The organism is Dactylosporangium aurantiacum, assembly GCF_000716715.1.
Taxonomy (GTDB): Bacteria; Actinomycetota; Actinomycetes; order Mycobacteriales; family Micromonosporaceae; genus Dactylosporangium; species Dactylosporangium aurantiacum.
The window spans coordinates 58616-75464 of the sequence record NZ_JNYJ01000001.1; the positions used below are offsets into that span (position 1 = coordinate 58616).

At 73.2% G+C, this 16849-nt stretch carries 18 protein-coding genes; 11 read left to right on the top strand and 7 right to left on the bottom strand.

All coding sequences use genetic code 11. The features are described from left to right. Positions 1-34 precede the first annotated feature (34 nt). Entirely contained in the window at positions 35-775 is a 741-nt protein-coding gene (locus tag OP18_RS00250; RefSeq protein WP_245635206.1) for an LON peptidase substrate-binding domain-containing protein, read from the bottom strand. Between the two features lie 46 nt (positions 776-821). After that, entirely contained in the window at positions 822-1931 is a 1110-nt protein-coding gene (locus OP18_RS00255; RefSeq protein ID WP_033356604.1) for an epoxide hydrolase family protein, read from the bottom strand. 90 nt (positions 1932-2021) lie between these two features. On the opposite strand from OP18_RS00255, the gene OP18_RS00260 reads away from it, so the two are divergent. From OP18_RS00260 to hisF, 9 genes are all read left to right on the top strand, one after another. Further along, the gene (locus OP18_RS00260; protein ID WP_052386012.1) at positions 2022-2678 is read left to right on the top strand and encodes a TetR/AcrR family transcriptional regulator; all 657 of its coding nucleotides are present in this window, start codon (positions 2022-2024) and stop codon (positions 2676-2678) included. Between the two features lie 30 nt (positions 2679-2708). Continuing rightward, positions 2709-4001 carry a histidinol dehydrogenase gene (gene hisD, locus OP18_RS00265; protein WP_033356605.1) on the top strand — a complete coding sequence of 431 codons (1293 nt, stop codon included), beginning with the start codon at positions 2709-2711 and terminating at the stop codon, positions 3999-4001. Continuing rightward, on the top strand, positions 3998-5074 hold the full coding sequence (locus OP18_RS00270; protein ID WP_033356606.1) for a histidinol-phosphate transaminase: 1077 nt from the start codon (positions 3998-4000) through the stop codon (positions 5072-5074). The genes hisD and OP18_RS00270 overlap by 4 nt, the downstream gene beginning before the upstream one ends. Beyond that, complete coding sequence (gene hisB, locus OP18_RS00275) at positions 5071-5685, top strand: imidazoleglycerol-phosphate dehydratase HisB (protein ID WP_033356607.1); 615 nt, start codon at positions 5071-5073, stop codon at positions 5683-5685. Before OP18_RS00270 ends, hisB begins: the two co-directional genes overlap by 4 nt. Further along, positions 5682-5825 carry a hypothetical protein gene (locus tag OP18_RS59070; RefSeq protein WP_169788936.1) on the top strand — a complete coding sequence of 48 codons (144 nt, stop codon included), beginning with the start codon at positions 5682-5684 and terminating at the stop codon, positions 5823-5825. The genes hisB and OP18_RS59070 overlap by 4 nt, the downstream gene beginning before the upstream one ends. Before the next feature lie 10 nt (positions 5826-5835). Beyond that, positions 5836-6459, top strand: a complete 624-nt coding sequence (hisH, locus tag OP18_RS00280) for an imidazole glycerol phosphate synthase subunit HisH (protein WP_033356609.1) — start codon at positions 5836-5838, stop codon at positions 6457-6459. Further along, entirely contained in the window at positions 6452-6766 is a 315-nt protein-coding gene (locus tag OP18_RS00285) for a hypothetical protein (protein ID WP_033356611.1), read from the top strand. The genes hisH and OP18_RS00285 overlap by 8 nt, the downstream gene beginning before the upstream one ends. Positions 6767-6844: 78 nt before the next feature. Next, complete coding sequence (gene priA / locus OP18_RS00290; RefSeq protein WP_033356613.1) at positions 6845-7576, top strand: bifunctional 1-(5-phosphoribosyl)-5-((5-phosphoribosylamino)methylideneamino)imidazole-4-carboxamide isomerase/phosphoribosylanthranilate isomerase PriA; 732 nt, start codon at positions 6845-6847, stop codon at positions 7574-7576. Beyond that, positions 7573-8334 carry an imidazole glycerol phosphate synthase subunit HisF gene (gene hisF / locus OP18_RS00295; protein ID WP_033356615.1) on the top strand — a complete coding sequence of 254 codons (762 nt, stop codon included), beginning with the start codon at positions 7573-7575 and terminating at the stop codon, positions 8332-8334. The genes priA and hisF overlap by 4 nt, the downstream gene beginning before the upstream one ends. 944 nt (positions 8335-9278) lie before the next feature. Here the strand turns inward: hisF and OP18_RS00300 are convergent. Continuing rightward, a complete protein-coding gene (locus tag OP18_RS00300; RefSeq protein WP_033356617.1) occupies positions 9279-9767 on the bottom strand; it encodes a hypothetical protein in 489 nt (162 codons plus the stop codon). A gap of 87 nt (positions 9768-9854) precedes the next feature. Continuing rightward, a complete protein-coding gene (locus OP18_RS00305; RefSeq protein WP_052386013.1) occupies positions 9855-10781 on the bottom strand; it encodes a LysR family transcriptional regulator in 927 nt (308 codons plus the stop codon). A gap of 73 nt (positions 10782-10854) precedes the next feature. Here OP18_RS00305 and OP18_RS00310 point away from each other — a divergent pair, with 73 nt between their 5' ends. Continuing rightward, positions 10855-11775, top strand: a complete 921-nt coding sequence (locus OP18_RS00310) for an EamA family transporter (protein WP_033356925.1) — start codon at positions 10855-10857, stop codon at positions 11773-11775. On the opposite strand, the gene yczE is transcribed toward OP18_RS00310, so the two are convergent. Next, complete coding sequence (gene yczE, locus OP18_RS00315; protein ID WP_156089204.1) at positions 11702-12358, bottom strand: membrane protein YczE; 657 nt, start codon at positions 12356-12358, stop codon at positions 11702-11704. The genes OP18_RS00310 and yczE overlap by 74 nt on opposite strands. Positions 12359-12416: 58 nt before the next feature. Between yczE and yczR the strand changes: the two genes are divergently transcribed. Then, positions 12417-13880, top strand: coding sequence for a MocR-like transcription factor YczR (gene yczR / locus OP18_RS00320; RefSeq protein WP_033356619.1), 1464 nt, complete (start codon positions 12417-12419; stop codon positions 13878-13880). A gap of 340 nt (positions 13881-14220) precedes the next feature. On the opposite strand, the gene OP18_RS00325 is transcribed toward yczR, so the two are convergent. Together OP18_RS00325 and OP18_RS00330 are read right to left on the bottom strand one after the other, a co-directional pair. After that, positions 14221-16056, bottom strand: a complete 1836-nt coding sequence (locus tag OP18_RS00325) for an AMP-dependent synthetase/ligase (RefSeq protein WP_033356620.1) — start codon at positions 16054-16056, stop codon at positions 14221-14223. Positions 16057-16206: 150 nt separating this feature from the next. Then, positions 16207-16830, bottom strand: a complete 624-nt coding sequence (locus tag OP18_RS00330) for a TIGR03085 family metal-binding protein (protein ID WP_033356621.1) — start codon at positions 16828-16830, stop codon at positions 16207-16209. Positions 16831-16849 lie beyond the last annotated feature (19 nt).

Sequence of the window (16849 nt, forward strand, 5' to 3'; positions counted from 1 at the left end):
CCGGCTCGGCCCGGCGGCGCAGGTGCCCGCCGGGTCAGTTGGGGCTGGAGGGCACGGCGAGGTCGGACAGGGCGACCGGGACCGCCCGCACCTGGCCGAGCAGGGCGGCCTCGCGGCGCAGCATGGCGCGCTCGGCCTTGAGGCGGCTGGTCGTGTCGGGCTCGGCGAGCAGCGACTGCCGGTCCTCCAGGGTCAGCGACGCGGTCGCCGCGACCAGGTGCGACAGCACCGTCGGGTCGTCGGGCAGCTGCTCGCCGTCGCCGTCGTCGTCGCTGCGGACCGCCTTCAGGTACTGCTGGAACGCCGCGAGCACACCGGCGGCCAGCTCCTCCTCGCGGTCCGGCTCGCCCTTCGGCTCGGGGAGCCACTCGATCTCGCCGGTCAGGTACGGGGCGTCGTTGCGGGCCAGGCCGAGCAGCCGGAAACGGCGGCGGCCGACGGTCATCAGGTCGAACCGGCCGTCGGGCAGCTCCGTGAGCTGGCGGATCTCGGCGGCGCAGCCGACCTCGTACAGCGACAGGGACTCCCCGGCGGTGATCGAGGCGTCGGTGGTCTCGCCCTGCTCGCCGTCGACGCGGCCGACCTCCCAGCCGCGGCGGATCGCGATCACGCCGAACTCGCGGGGCAGGCTGGCGGGCAGCTCGGCCAGGTGCTGCACGAGCGTGCGGTAGCGGGGCTCGAACACGTGCAGGGGCAGGACCAGCCCCGGGAACAGCACGGTGCCCAGAGGGAACAGCGGCAGGAGGGTCCGCTCGGTTTCGTTCGCTTCCTCCACGGGGCGAAGCCTAACCGAGCCGGGCCGGATTCCGGCACGACGCCGTTCACCTCAGCTCGGCGAAGAATTCGCGGATGTCGTTGACGAGCAGGTCGGTGGCCTGGTGCGCGGCGTAGTGGCCGCCGGCGTCGCGGCCTTCCGGGCGGGGGAGACCGGGGTCGTAGGAGCGCCAGCGCACGATGCGGGAGTGGTCGCGCTCGGCGAACGGGCGGATGGACTGGAAGTCCCCGGCGAACATCGCCAGGCCGGTCGGCACGGTCGTGGGGCCGCTGACGGTCTCGTCGGTGTGCGCGTCCTCGTAGTAGAACCGGATCGCCGATGCGGCGGTGCGGGTGAACCAGTAGACGGCGACGTTGGCGAGGATGAAATCGGCGTCGAGGTCGGCGCCGAAGAGCTGCGCGTTCCAGGCGAGCAGCCCGGCAGGTGAGTCGGCGAGCGCGAACGCGAGGGTCTGCGGCTGCTGGCTGTGCAGGATGTTGAACGACATGAGGTTGTCGTAGAACCACTGCAGCTTCGCCAGGGCCGCGTGGCCGGTCTCGTCGAGGGCGGCGAACTCGGCCGGGTCGCCGCTGGGGAACGAGAACAGCTGCGTGACGTGCACGCCGATCACCCGGTCCGGGGCGTTGCGGCCCTGCTCGGGCGCGATCATCGAGCCGGCGTCGTTGCCGACGGCGCCGAAGCGGTCGTAGCCGAGACGGCGCATCAGCTCGTTCCAGGCGCGGGCGGTGCGGTGCCGGTTCCAGCCGCGGCTGCGGGTCGGGCCGGAGAACCCGAAGCCGGGCAGTGACGGGATGACCAGGTGGAAGTCCCGCGACAGGGGCTCGATGACGTCGAGGTACTCGATGATCGAGCCGGGCCAGCCGTGGGTGAGGATCAGCGGCACGGCGTCCTCGCGCGGCGAGCGCACATGCAGGAAGTGGATGTTCTCGCCGTCGATCTCGGTGACGAACTGCGGGTGCCGGTTGATCCGCGCCTCGACGGCCCGCCAGTCGAACCGCTCCAGCCAGTGCTCGGTGAGGGCGCGGACGCGGTCCACGGGCACGCCGTAGCTGTCGCCGACGCCGGGCAGCTCGTCGGGCCACAGGGTGTCGCGCAGCCTCGCGTGCAGATCGTCGATCGCGGTCTGCGGGACGTCCACGGTGTACGAGCGGATCATGGTTCCTCCAGTTTGAACGGAATGCTTCGTTCCGCTTCCGACAGTAGCAGACCGGAATGGTCCGTTCCAGTCCTGGGGTACGCTGACGGCATGACGACGAACCTGTCCGGGCGGCGCGTGCAGGCGGCCCGCAACGACGGCGTGATCCTGGCCGCCGCGCGCGACGTGTTCCTGGAGGACCCGAAGGCGCCGATCGCCGCCGTGGCGGAACGGGCCGGGGTCGGGATCAGCGCGCTGTACCGGCGGTACAAGGGCAAGGACGAGCTGCTGCGCACGCTGTGCCACGACGGTCTGCGCACCTACATCGCCGAGGCGGAGGGCGCCGCCGGGGAGCCCGACGGGTGGGCCGCGCTGGTCCGGTTCCTGCGCGGGGTCGTCGACGCGGACGTGCACTCCCTCACCGTGCACCTGGCGGGCACGTTCGCCCCGACCCCGCAGATGCACGCCGACGCCGTGCGGGCCGGTGACCTCGCGGCCGACCTCGTCGCAAGGGCGCACGAGGACGGGTCGCTGCGGCCGGACGTCGTGGTGGCGGACGTCACGCTGATCCTCGAGGCGTGCGCGGCGATCCGCGTGCCGGACCGCGACCGCACCGCGGAGCTGCGCCGCCGCCACCTGGCCCTGATGCTGGACGGGATGCGGCGCCGCGACACCGCCGCGCTGCCCGGGCCGCCGCCCGGCGCGGCCGAGCTGAACTGGCGCTGGGCGCAATCCCGACAGCCCGCACAGCGGGACGCGCCGGAATAATTGTCGGTGGTTCCGCCTAGACTCCCAAGGGTGCTGAACCGGATCGACCTGCGCGGCTCCACCACGGATCCGCGCCGTCTGCTGCCCCGTGCCGCCCTGGATGTCTCCGTCGCCACCGAGCAGGTGCGCCCGATCGTCGAGGCGATCCGCGAGCATGGGGCGAGCGCGGTCCGTGACGCCACCCGCCGGCTCGACGGGGTGGAGCTGACCGACCTGCGGGTGCCCGCCGAGGCGATCGCCGCGGCCGAGGCCGGCCTCGACCCCGCGGTGCGCGCCGCACTGCTGGAGTCCATCAAGCGGGCCCGCAAGGTCCACGGCGACCAGCGGCGCACCGAGGTCACGACGCTGCTGAGCACCAGCGGCACCGTCACCCAGCGGTGGGTCCCGGTGCGCCGGGTGGGGCTCTACGTGCCCGGCGGCCTCGCCGTATATCCGTCCAGCGTGATCATGAACGTGGTGCCCGCCCAGGTCGCGGGGGTGCCGTCGATCGCGGTCACCAGCCCGCCGCAGAAGGACACCGGCCTGCCCAATGTCAACATCCTGGCCGCGTGCGCGCTGCTCGGCGTCGACGAGGTCTATGCGGTCGGCGGGGCCCAGGCGGTCGCCATGTTCGGCTACGGCGACCAGGAGGGCTGCGAGCCGGTCGACATGATCACCGGCCCGGGCAACATCTGGGTGACCGCCGCGAAGCGGCTGCTGCGCGGCGTCGTCGGCATCGACGCCGAGGCCGGGCCGACCGAGATCGCCATCCTCGCCGACGACACCGCCGACCCGCGGCACGTCGCCGCCGACCTGATCAGCCAGGCCGAGCACGACCCGCTCGCCGCGAGCGTGCTCGTCACGCCGTCGCTGGAGCTCGTCGAGGCGGTCGAGCAGGAGGTCGCCCGGCAGGTCGCGGCGACCAAGCACGTGCAGCGGGTCACCGAGGCGCTCACCGGCACCCAGTCCGCGACGGTCATCGTCGACGACCTGGAGCAGGGCCTGCGGGTGGTCGACGCGTACGGTGCCGAGCACCTGGAGATCCAGACCCGCGACGCGCGGGCCGTCGCCGAGCGCGTGTGGAACGCGGGCGCCATCTTCGTCGGGGCCTGGTCGCCGGTGTCGCTCGGCGACTACTGCGCCGGCTCCAACCACGTGCTGCCCACCGGCGGCTGCGCCCGGCACTCCTCGGGGCTGTCGACGCAGACGTTCCTGCGGGGCGTGCAGCTCATCGAATACGGTCGCGACGCCCTCGCCGAGGTCGCCGACCACGTGGTCGCCCTGTCCGAGGCCGAGGACCTGCCGGCGCACGGCGCCGCCGTGAAGGTGAGGTTCACCCAGTGACGTCCCTGTCCGACCTGCCGCTGCGCGACGAGCTGCGCGGCCTCACGCCGTATGGCGCGCCGCAGCTCGACGTGGCCGTGCGGCTCAACACCAACGAGAATTCCTACCCGCTGCCCGACGAGGCCGTGGCGGAGATGGAGAAGGCGCTCGGCGCGGTCCTGCGCGACCTCAACCGCTACCCGGACCGCGACGCCGTCGCGCTGCGCACCGACCTCGCCGCCTACCTGCAGCACGGGCTGACCTGGCGCAACGTGTGGGCGGCCAACGGCTCCAACGAGATCCAGCAGCAGCTGCTGCAGACGTTCGGCGGGCCCGGCCGCACCGCGCTCGGGTTCACCCCGTCGTATTCGATGCACCCGCTGCTCGCCGCAGGCACCGGCACCGCGTGGGTCGACGGGCGGCGCGACGAGGACTTCGCGCTGACCGCGGAGCACGCCGTGGCGAAGGTCCGCGAGCACCGGCCCGACGTGGTCATCCTCTGCTCGCCCAACAACCCGACCGGCACCGCCCTGCCCCTCGACGTGGTGCGGGCCGTCGCCGAGGCCGCCGACGGGATGGTGATCGTCGACGAGGCGTATGCGGAGTTCGCCCGGCCGGGCACGCCGTTCGCGCTGTCGCTGATCGAGCGGTTCCCGCGGCTCGTGGTCACCCGCACGATGAGCAAGGCGTTCGCGCTCGCCGGCGGGCGGGTCGGCTACCTCGCCGCCGACCCCGCCGTCGTCGACGCGGTGCAGCTGGTGCGTCTGCCGTACCACCTCTCGGCGCTGACCCAGGCCGCCGCGCGGGCCGCGCTCGCGCACACCGCCGCGCTGCTGTCGACCGTCGACGCGGTGAAGGCCCAGCGCGACCGGATCGTCGCGACGCTGCGCGGCTGGGGCCTGCGGGTCGCCGACAGCGACGCCAACTTCGTGCTGTTCGCCGCGCCCCGCGACGACAGCAAGGGGGTCTGGCAGGCGATGCTCGACCGCGGCGTGCTGATCCGCGACGTCGGCGTCCCCGGCTGGTTGCGGGTCACCGCCGGCACGCCCGAGGAGACCGACGCGTTCCTGAATGCACTGGAGGAGTTGCTGTGAGCCGCACCGCGAAGATCGAGCGGGTCACCAAGGAGACCAAGGTCTCCGTGGAGCTCGACCTGGACGGCACCGGGGTCGGTGAGATCTCCACCGGGGTCGGCTTCTACGACCACATGCTCAACCAGATCGCCAAGCACGGCGGGTTCGACCTGCGCGTGCACACCGTCGGCGACCTCGAGATCGACGCGCACCACACCGTCGAGGACACCGCGCTCGCGCTCGGCGCCGCGTTCGCCGAGGCGCTGGGCGACAAGGCCGGCGTCACGCGGTATGGCAACGCCCAGGTCCCGCTCGACGAGGTGCTCGCCTCCGCCGTCGTCGACCTGTCCGGCCGGCCGTACATGGTCCACGACGAGCCGGCCAACATCGCCCCGCACATCGGCGGCAACTACCCGACCAGCCTGACCCGCCACATCTGGGAGTCCTTCGCGCACTCGGCCAAGGTGACGCTGCACGTCAGCATCCTGCGCGCCGGCCGCCACGGCGCCCAGCCCGACGCCCACCACATCGTGGAGGCGCAGTTCAAGGCGGTCGCCCGGGCCCTGCGCCAGGCGTGCGCGCTCGACCCGCGCAACGCGGGGGTCGTGCCGAGCACCAAGGGTGCCCTGTGAGCATCCTCCTGCTCGCCCTCGCCGGACTGCTGCTCGGCGGCGCGCTGTCGCTGCGCAAGCAGAGCACGTCCAAGGCGCCGTTCGTCATCACCCTGCTGCTCGCCGCGGTCGCCGCGGCCGGCGGCCTGCTCTGGCTGTGAAGGGGACGCCATGAAGAAGGTGGTCATCCTCGACTACGGCTCCGGTAACCTGCGCTCCGCCGAGCGGGCCCTGGCCAGGGTCGGCGCCGACGTCGAGGTCACGTCCGACCTGGACAAGGCGGCCCGGGCCGACGGTCTCGTCGTGCCGGGCGTCGGCGCGTATGCGGCCTGCATGGCCGGCATCGACGAGCTCGGCGCGGGCCCGACCATCGCCGAGCGGGTCCGCACCGGCGCGCCGGTCCTCGGCATCTGCGTCGGCATGCAGGTCCTCTTCGACGAGGGCGAGGAGCACGGCGTCGTCACCAAGGGCCTCGGCCTGGCCCCCGGCGCGGTCACCGTCCTGCACGCCCCGGTCGTGCCGCACATGGGCTGGAACACGGTGGACTGGCCCGCGGACACCGTCCTGGGCGCCGGGCTGCCCGCCGACACCCGGTTCTACTTCGTGCACTCCTACGCGCCGACCCCCGTCGAGGCCCAGCGGGCCGCCGGTATCAGCGTCGCGACCACGGTGCACGGCGAGCCGTTCGTCGCGGCGTTCGAGTCCGACGTGCTGCGCGCCACCCAGTTCCACCCGGAGAAGTCCGGCGACGCCGGCGCGACGCTGCTGGCCAACTGGCTCGGCAGCCTTGTCTAAGGAACGCGCCCGGCGACGGGCGGTGCTGGAGGCCGAGCGGGCGCAACGCCTGCGCAAGGCCGAGCAGCGCCGCCAGCGCCGGGCCGCGCTCCGCCGGCTGGTGCCGAAGGTGAAGGTCGGCCGCACCGGGAAGCTCTTCGCCCGCCGCTCCCGCGGCCAGCGCTCCGTCATCGTCCTGCTCGTCCTGCTGGCACTGCTGCTCATCTGGCTGCTCGTCGAGTCCGTCGCGGCGCGGATCGGGCTCAGTGCCCTCGTCCTCGTCGCCACGCCGGCGCTCACCGTGCTCGTCCTGGACCGGCGCATCTGACCTTCTCGACCGCTCATCCCGACCGTTGATCACGACCTCTGGCGTCGACCGCCGCACCTGACCGAAGGAACTGGAACCATGGCCCTGCAGCTTCTGCCCGCCGTCGACGTCGCCGACGGCCAGGCGGTCCGTCTCGTCCAGGGCGCCGCCGGCAGCGAGACCACGTACGGCGACCCCCTCGAGGCCGCCCTGGCCTGGCAGCGGCAGGGCGCCGAGTGGATCCACCTCGTCGACCTCGACGCCGCGTTCGGCCGGGGCTCCAACGCCGAGCTGCTCGCCGACGTCGTGCGCCGGCTCGACGTCCAGGTGGAGCTGTCCGGCGGCATCCGCGACGAGGCGTCGCTGCGGGCGGCCCTGTCGACCGGGGCGACCCGGGTCAACCTCGGCACCGCCGCCCTGGAGAACCCCGAGTGGTGCGACCACGTCTGCGCCACCTACGGCGACCAGGTCGCGGTCGGGCTCGACGTGCGCGGCCACCAGCTCGCCGCGCGCGGCTGGACCAAGGAGGGCGGCGACCTGTTCGAGGTGCTGGACCGGCTCGAGCGGGCCGGTTGCGCGCGGTACGTGGTCACCGACGTCATGCGCGACGGCACCCTCACCGGCCCGAACCTGACCCTGCTGCTGGAGGTCACCGGCCGCACGAAGAAGCCGGTCATCGCCAGCGGCGGCGTGTCGAAGCTCGACGACCTGCGCCAGCTCGCCGCCCTGGAGCCGGCCGGCGTCGAGGGCGTCATCGTCGGCAAGGCCCTGTACGCGGGCGCGTTCGACGTGACCGAGGCCCTCCGGGTCCTGGAGGAGTCGGCGTCATGAGCGTCGCCGTGCGGGTGATCCCGTGCCTGGACGTCGACGCGGGCCGGGTCGTCAAGGGGGTCAACTTCGTCAACCTCCGCGACGCCGGTGACCCCGTCGAGCTCGGCGCCGCGTACGACGCCGCCGGCGCCGACGAACTGGTCTTCCTCGACGTGACCGCCTCCTCCGACGGCCGGGCCACGATGCTCGACGTGGTGCGCCGCACCGCCGAGACGGTGTTCATCCCGCTGACCGTCGGCGGCGGCGTGCGCGCCGTGTCCGACGTGGACACGCTGCTGCGCGCCGGCGCGGACAAGGTCGGCGTCAACACCGCCGCGATCGCCCGGCCCGAGCTGATCGCCGAGATCGCCGAGCGCTTCGGCAACCAGGTGCTGACCCTGTCCCTCGACGTGCGCCGCGCGGCCGGCCAGCCGAGCGGCTTCGAGGTCACCACCCACGGCGGCCGCCGCGGCGCGGGCCTCGACGCGGTCGAGTGGGCGGCCCGGGTCGCCGAGCTCGGCGCCGGCGAGATCCTGCTCAACTCGATGGACGCCGACGGCACCAAGGACGGGTTCGACCTGGAGCTCATCAAGGCCGTCCGCGCGGTCGTGACCATCCCGGTCATCGCCAGCGGCGGCGCCGGCGCGGTCGAGCACTTCGCTCCGGCGGTCGCCTCGGGCGCGGACGCGGTCCTCGCCGCGAGTGTGTTCCATTTCGGCGACCTGTCGATCGGTGAGGTGAAGACGTCGCTGCGCGAGGCCGGCCACCCTGTCCGCTGATCTCGGCCACCCCGTTCGCGGGAGTGCGCCGGGTCGGGCGCTGACCCGCTCCGGCCCTGTGGATACGGGCGCCTTGCCGCCGCGCCCGGCGACGCCGATGGGTTGTGCGCTGGGTTGAGGCGGCTGGCTGGGGGCGGCTGTAGGGGGCGGCCGGGTTGGGGCGGATGGGCTGACGCCGCTGGGCCGCCGCGAGCTGGGCTGGGTGGGGGCGGCTGGGCTGACGCCGCTGGGCTGAACGGCCCGGGTTAATGCCGCTGGGTTGACGCGGCTGGGCTGAGGCGGCGGCCGGGTCGACGTCGTCGGGGCCTGGGAGACGGCGCGGCGCGGGAGAGGCGAGGGGGACAGCGGGTCGGCTGGCGGTGCCGACCGTCCTGACCCCGTGCCACCCTGGCGCCAACTCTGGCCCGTCGTCTCATGCGATCGCCGTTTTACGCACTCCAGCTGCGCTGACGTCGGCTGCGCTGACGCCGGTTGGGTTGAGGCGGTTGGGTTGAGGCGGTTGGGTTGAGGCGGTTGGGTTGAGGCGGTTGGGTTGAGGCGGTTGGGTTGAGGCGGCTGGGTTGAGGCGGCTGGGCTGAGGCGGCCGGGCTGAGGCGGCCGGGCTGAGGCGGCCGGGCTGACGCGGCTGGGCTGCCGCGGCGGCCGGGTCGACGTCGTCGGGCGGTGCCTGGGAGCCGGCACGGCGCGGGGAAGGCGAGTGGAACAGCGCGCCGGCCGGCGTGCCGGCCATCCTGACCCAGCTCCACCCCGGCGCCCACCCTGGGCCCGCGTGTCATGCGATCGCCGTTTTGCGCACTCCGGCACGCTCGAAACGGTGATCGTGTCTGAGCGTCCTCGGGGAAACGGCGCCCCAGGAGGAGTGGGGCGCCGGTCGGTCGAGGTGGGAAGGCGCGCAACGTGGAGCCGGCGGCGCCGGAAGAGCCGGCGGAGCTGGCGGGAGCGGTTCAGTCGCCGCGTTTGCCGGTGGTGACGGCGATACCGACCAGCCAGCCCACGAACAGGCCGTAGCCGGCGGCGGCCGCGGCCGCGGCGAACGCGCTGAGCAGGGTCGGGTTGGCGGTGATGAAGTCGGTGGCGAAGGCGGCCAGCGCGGCGCCGAAGATCAGCGACGCCCAGCCCAGGATGAACGCGCCGCCGCCGGTGACGATGGAGCGGCCGGCGATCGCGAGGATCAGGGCGGTGAACAGGATCAGCAGGAGGGCCTTGAGGTCGTTGGCGAGCAGCTCGCGGGCGGCGTTGCCCGAGTCGTCGCGGGGGACGAGCCACCAGCGTGGCCAGGTGAGCAGGTTGAGGAACCAACCCCACACGGTCTTGGTGTCGGCGTGGCGGTCGGCCCATTCCGAGAAGATCTGGTTGCCGAAGAGCAGTACGAGCAGCAGCGTCGCCAGGACGCCTGCGCCGGTGGCTGTGCGGGTGCGTCCGAAGATGGCCATGACATCAATGTAAGGGGCGCCGCAGAAACTCGCAGAAATGAATGAGTGAATGAGCGTTTAATCCGGTAAACATGCTTTGAGCTGGGATTATACGACGTGAATGGACAGTTCGGCGGCGCCGTGGTCGCGGTGTGACCACGCCTCGCGCAGGGCGGCGACGGTCGCGCCGATGGCCGGGCGGCCGCCGGCGGCGGCGCGCCAGACGACGCTGACGCGGCGGGCGGCCTCGGGGGTGATGGGGCGGGCCACGACGCCGGGCGGGAGGGTGCTGCGGGCCAGCCGCGGGACGAAGGCGATGCCGAGTCGTTCGGCGACGAACGTCAGCTGGGTCTCGAACTCGTTGACGAGGATCGTGGGGCGCACGCCGGGCAGCATGCGGTGCAGCCAGTCGTGGCAGACGGTGCCGGGCTTCGAGGCGATCCAGCGCTCGCCGCGCAGGTCGTCGAGGCGGACCGGGCCCGACTGGGCGGCGAGGGGGTGGTCGACCGGCAGGATCAGGTCGCCGACGTCGAGGCCGAGCTCGAGGCTGGCCAACCCCACCGGGTAGTCGGCCGGCAGGTCGAGCCACTCGTCGATGACGGCGACGTCGACGGTGCCGCGCAGGATGCCGTCGAACGCGCCCTGCCGGTCGCCCTCCTGCAGGGTCGGCTCCAGCCGCGGGTGGTCGACGGCGAGGCTGCGCAGGGCGTGCGGCAGCAGCCCCCGGCACGCGGTGGGGAACGAGGCGATGCTCAGCTGCCCGGACACCGTCTCCCGGTGCGCGACGAGCGCGGCCTCGGCCTCCTCGACGACGGCGAGGATCCGTCCGGCGTGCTCGACCAGGACCCGGCCGGCCTCGGTCAGCCGCAGCCGGCGGCCGTCCTTCTCCACGAGGGTGCTCCTCGTCTCACGCTCGAGCTTCGCGAGGTGCTGCGAGATCGCCGACGGGGTGCAGTGCAGCGCTCCCGCGGCGGCCGTGACCGTGCCGAACGTGGCCACGGCCCGCAGCGCCTGCAGGCGGGGCAGGTCAAGCATGAAGTGATGCTACAACGATGATGTAGCACCTTTCGATGGTGCTTCACGGTTGTACCGGCACACGATCGGTGCCATGAAGCATCGTGACGTCGCCCTGGCGATCCTGGTCTCGGCCATCTGGGGCGTGAACTTCGTGGTCATCCATGTCGGCCTGGACAGCATGTCGCCGCTGCTGTTCTGCGCGCTGCGCTTCGGGGTGGCCGCGCTGCCGGCGGTGCTGCTGGTCGGGCGGCCGAAGGTGCCGTGGCGGTGGGTGATCGCGACCGGGGTCGCGCTCGGCGTGGTGAAGTTCTCGCTGCTGTTCGCCGGGATGGCCGCCGGGCTGCCGTCCGGACTGTCGGCGCTGGTCCTGCAGAGCCAGGTCGTCTTCACGCTGGTGTTCGCGGTGGTGCTGCTGCGCGACCGGCCGGGCCCGCGCCGCCTCGCCGGGGTGGCGCTGTCCGGCGCCGGGATCGTGCTGATCGCCTCGCAGCTGGGCCTGGACCGGCCGGTCGGCGCGTTCCTGCTGGTGATCGCGGCGGGCGCCGCCTGGGGGCTGGCGAACATCGCGATGCGCAAGGCGCAGGCGACCGACATGCTCAACTTCATGGTGTGGGTGAGCGCCGTGGCGACCCCGCCGCTGCTGCTGCTGAGCCTCGCCGTCGACGGGCCGGCGGAGGTCTGGCACACCGTGGCCGGGCTGGACCTCACGGCGGTCGGCGCGATCGCGTACATCGCCTACCTCAGCACCCTGTTCGGCTTCGGGGTGTGGGGCCGGCTCATCGCCCGCTACGACGCGGCCACGGTGGCCCCGTTCGCGGCGCTGGCGCCGGTGTTCGCCATCGTCTCCGCGGCGCTGCTGCTCGGTGAGCGGATCCACTGGTACGACGCCGCCGGCGGGGCGGCGATCCTCGGCGGTGTGCTGCTCGGCGCCGCGCGGGTCAGGCCAGCGCCGGTGCCGCCGTCGCCGGGCGGGGAGCCCGCACCTCGAACCACGGCAGGAACAGCTGCGTGAGGGGGCCGATGCCGAACGCGTACAGCACCGTCGCGACCCCGACCGAGCCGCCGAGCAGGAACCCCGCGGCGAGGACGGTCACCTCGATGGAGGTCCGCGCGACCCGGATGGACAGCCAGGAGAAGCGCTCCGACAGGCCGGTCATCAGCCCGTCGCGCGGGCCGGGCCCCAGCCGCGCGCCGATGTACATGCCGGTCGCGACCGCGTTGAGCACCACGCCGGCGACCATGAGCGCGCCGCGCAGCCACCACGCCTGCGCGTCGGGCACGACGCGCAGCGTGAGGTCGGCGACGGCGCCGATGACCAGGACGTTGCTGACCGTGCCCAGGCCCGGCCGCTGGCGCAGCGGGATCCACAGCAGCAGCACCAGCGCGCCGACGGCGGCGACCACGGTGCCGAAGCTCAGCCCGGTCCGCATCGAGATGCCCTGCTGGAACACGTCCCACGGGTCGAGGCCCAGGTGCGCCCGGACGAGCAGGGCGAGGCTCACGCCGTACAGGAACAGACCCACCTGCAGCTGGACGAACCGGCGGCCGAAACGGTGGCGCAGTGGCATGGTACTGGTCTTGCCTGCGGGGGTCATGCATGCCACCCTAGGGCCAATCAATCCCGCAGAAAGAGCCAATTGAAGGGGACTGGCCTTGTCCGCGATCGTCCGCGGGGCACAACTGGCCCGCATGCTCAACGCCTGGCAGGTCGCCGTCGGCGTGCGTGGCCCCGCCGGCCGCCGCCCGGAGTACGTGGTGCTCGCCACCGCCGTGCGTGGCCTGCTCATCGACGGCCGGCTGGCGCTCGGGGTGCGGCTGCCCGCGGAGCGGGAGCTCGCCGCCGCGCTCGGCATCAGCCGGACGACGGTCACCGCCGCCTACCGTGAGCTGCGCGACAGCGGCCACCTCAGCAGCCGCCGCGGCGCCGGCAGCTGGACCGCGCTGCCCGCCGGCCACCGCGTCGGCACGTCCGGGCTGTGGACGCCCAGCGACGACGCCGACCTCATCGACCTCGGCTGCGCCGCGATGCCCGCCCCCGCCGAGCTCGCCGAGGCCGCGACCGAGGCGGTCGCCGATCTCGCCCCGTACACGCTCGGCGCCGGCTACCAGCCGATGGGCCTGCCGGTGCTGCGCGAGGCGATCGCCGACTGCTACACCGAGCGGGGGCTGCCGACCGACCCGGACCAGGTGATGGTCACCGGCGGCGTCCAGCAGGCGCTCGACCTGCTGCTGCGCCTGCTCGTCGCGCCCGGGCAGCGGGCCCTCGTCGAGACGCCCACGTACCCGAACGCGCTGAGCGCGTTCACCGCCAGCCGGGCCCGGGTCAGCGCGTACGCGATCGGACCCGAGGGCTGGGACGAGGATCTGCTGCTGTCCACGGTCCGGGCGGCGCAGGCGCGGGTCGCGTACCTCATCCCGGACTTCCACAACCCGACCGGCCACCTCATGCAGACGGCGCTGCGGGAGCGGCTGCCCTCCGCCGCGCACGCCGCCGGCACCGACCTGATCATCGACGAGTCGTTCGTCGACCTCGCCCTCGACGACGTCGCGATGCCGCCGTCGGTCGCCGCGTTCGACCGCAGCGCCCGGGTGCTCACGATCGGCGGCATGAGCAAGCCGTACTGGGGCGGCCTGCGCATCGGCTGGGTGCGCGGCGCGGCGCCGCTGATCGCGCGGCTCGCCGCGGCCCGGGTCGGGGTCGACATGGCCTCGCCGGTGCTCGACCAGCTCGTCGCCGTGCAGCTGCTGCGCCGCCGCGACGCGATCGTCACCGCCCGCCGCCGGCAGCTGCTCGCCCGCCGCGACACCCTCGCCGCCGCGCTGCGCGCCGAGCTGCCGGACTGGCGGTTCGTGCTGCCGGGCGGCGGCATGGTGCTGTGGGCCGAGCTCGACGCGCCCGTGTCCAGCGCCCTGGCCAGGGCGGCGGAGGAGCTCGGGGTGCGGGTCGCGCCGGGGCCCCGCTTCGGCGCGGACGGGACCATGGAGCGGTTCATGCGGCTGCCGTACACGCTGCCGGAGGCCGACCTGGTCGAGGCGGTCCACCGCCTGGCCGCGGCCCGCGCCGACCTGGACCGCCCGCGCCGGCACGCCTGGTCCTCCCCGGTCGTGGTGGCCTGAGCCCGACGTCTTGACCTGGGATACTTTGACACCTCCTGGCGTGTCAAACCTTCCAAGGTCGGGTCTCGGCGTCGCCCGGCCGCCGACCGGCCCGGCCCGCGGGGGTTGTCCGCGGCCGCCAGGCCGCGTCGCGGCCGTCCACGGCCGCGGGCCTGTCCACGACCGCAGGTCGTGTCCGCGTGACTGCACGCGGACCTGGCAGGGAGGCCGTTCGCGGCCGACCGGTGGCTGACGGGAGCGGCGGTCGTGCCCACGACGGACCTGAGCAGGAAAAAGACGGAAAAAGCGTCATGGCCCCCGGGATGGCGGTTCCCGGAGGCCATGACACTGTGGGGTGTGATCAGAGTTCGGCGAGCGACCCCGCGTACATGCGGTCGATGTCCGAGGCGAAGGACTTCTCGACCACGCGGCGCTTGACCTTGAGCGACGGCGTGAGCTCGCCGTCCTCGATGGACAGGTCGCGGCTGAGGATGGTGAACTTCTTCACCGTCTCCCAGCGGTTGAGCTTGGTGTTGAGCTCCTTGACGTAGCCCTCGACCAGGGCGTTCGCCTCGGGTGAGCCGGCGATCTCGTCGTAGGACCGGCCGGCGAGGGGAGTGCCGTCGGCCCAGCCCTTGATGGCGTCGGGGTCGAGGGTGACGAGCATCGTGACGTAGTTGCGGGCCTGGCCCACGACGACGCACTGCGAGGTGTACGGGCACACCGACTTGAACAGGCCCTCGATGTGGCTCGGCGCGACGTACTTGCCGCCGGAGGTCTTGATCAGGTCCTTCTTGCGGTCGGTGATGCGCAGGTAGCCGTCGGCGTCGAACTCGCCGATGTCACCGGTGCGGAACCAGCCGTCCTCGGTGAACGCGGCGGCGGTCTCGTCCGGCAGGTTGTGGTAGCCGCGCATGATCGGGGTGCCCTTGAGCAGGACCTCACCGTCGGTGTCGAGCTTGGCCTCCAGGTCGCCGAGGGCCTGCCCGACAGTGCCGATGCGGGGACCGGCCTCGCGGTTGACGAACGAGCCGGCCGACGTCTCGGTCAGGCCGTAGCCCTCCAGGATCGGCAGGCCGGCGGCGAAGAAGAACTCGCCGATCTCCTTCGACAGCGGCGCCGAGCCGGACACCATGGCCCGCATCCGGCCGCCGAGGCGGGCGCGCAGCTTGCTGAAGACCAGCTTGTCGGCGACGCCGGCCTGGAGCTTGAGCAGGCCGCCGGGCTGCCGGCCGGCGAGGCGCTCGGCCGAGGCCTGCTTGCCCACCTTGAGCGCCCAGGTGAAGATCTTCAGCTTGGCGCCGCCGTCGGCCTGGGCGCCGGTGACGACCCGGTTGTAGACCTTCTCGAAGACGCGGGGCGCGGCGCACATGATCGTCGGCTGGATCTTGCCGAGGTTGTCGATGAGCTTGTCGACGCGGCCGTCGACGTACGTGGGCAGCCCGACGTACACGATGCCGCACAGCAGGGTCTTGCCGAACGAGTGCGACAGCGGCAGCCACAGGTACTGCAGGTCGTCGGGGGTCAGCAGGCCCATGTCGACCTGGGTGTAGCCCTGCCAGACCCAGCCGCGGTGCATCAGCTCGACGCCCTTGGGCCGGCCGGTCGTGCCGGAGGTGTAGATCAGGGTGGCGAGCTGGTCGCCGGTGATGCCGGCGACGATCCGCTCGATCAGCTCGGGGTCCTGCGCGAGCGCCTCGCGCCCGGCCGCCTCCAGCTGGGCGAGCGACAGGGTCCTCGTGCGCTCGCCGCCGCCGGGCTCGCCGTCGATGAGCACGATCGCGACGAGGTCGGGCAGGTCGGCGCCGTCGAGCTTGGCGGCCTGGGCGGCGTTCTCGGCGAAGAGCACCTTCGAGCCGGAGTCCGCGACGATGTACACGGCGTCCTCGGGCTCGGTCGTCGGGTAGACCGTCGTGGTGGCCGCGCCGGCGAGCATGATGCCGAGGTCGGCGAGGATCCAGTCGAGCCGGGTGTTGGCCAGGATGCCGACGCGGTCCTCGGGGCGCACGCCGAGCGTGGTGAGGCCGGCGCCGATCGCGCGGGCGTGCTCGTCGACCTCACGCCAGGTCAGCCAGACCGGGTCGCCGGCGTCGTCGGCGGCCGGCTTGCCGAACGCCCGCTTGTCCGGGGTCTCGGCCACGCGGTGCAGGAACATGTCCGGGATCGAGCGGTAGGGCAGTTCGAGCCGCTTGGTCATGGGGGAGGCCTCCGAGGCTGGCGTGGACGTCGCGGTGACTGGCATCACGTCCCGTCGGTTACTGGAGGGTAAAGGGTCGGTCGCGTTACCGGCTAGACCCGAAATCGAAACGTAGTTCTCCTTGACTGGAACCAGATTTGAGACCCAGCGTCAGAGTCCCAGGCGTGCCGTCCTGAGGCGCTCGGCGAGCGCGGCCGGACCGGTCACGGCGACGTCCGCGACGCCCTGCCGCCCCGTGAAGAACATCAGCAGCTCCGCCGGCTTCCCGTGTACCACCAGCGCCTCGCCACCCGCGCCGACCGTGAACGGGGTGCCCTGCTCCGGCTCGACCGTGACCGCGGCCGGGAACCGGCGGGCGGCCAGCCGGGCCGACTGCCTGAGCCGGCCGGCGACGGCCCGCTCGTACGCCGGGTCGAGGGTCCGCGCGCTCCAGCCGGGCGTGGCCCGGCGCACGTCCTCGTGGTGGACGAGGAACTCGACGAGGTTGACCGCCTCCTCGGCGAAGCCGGGGCGGACCCAGAACGGCGGCGTGCGGACCTTGCCGACGAGCGCCGCGTAGTCGCCGGCGGCCAGGCCGGCCTGGACCTTCGCGGTGTGCCCGGCGGCCGCCTTGAGCAGGATGCCGGCCGCGGCGTCGGGCCGGCGCTCGCGCAGCACCAGGTGCGCGGCGAGGTCACGGGTCGTCCAGCCGTCGCAGAGCGTCGGCGCGTCCGGACCGGCCGCGAGGAGGGTGTCGGCGAGCGCCAGGCGCTCGGCCCGCGCGAAGGAAGTCATGTACGTAACGCTAGCCGGG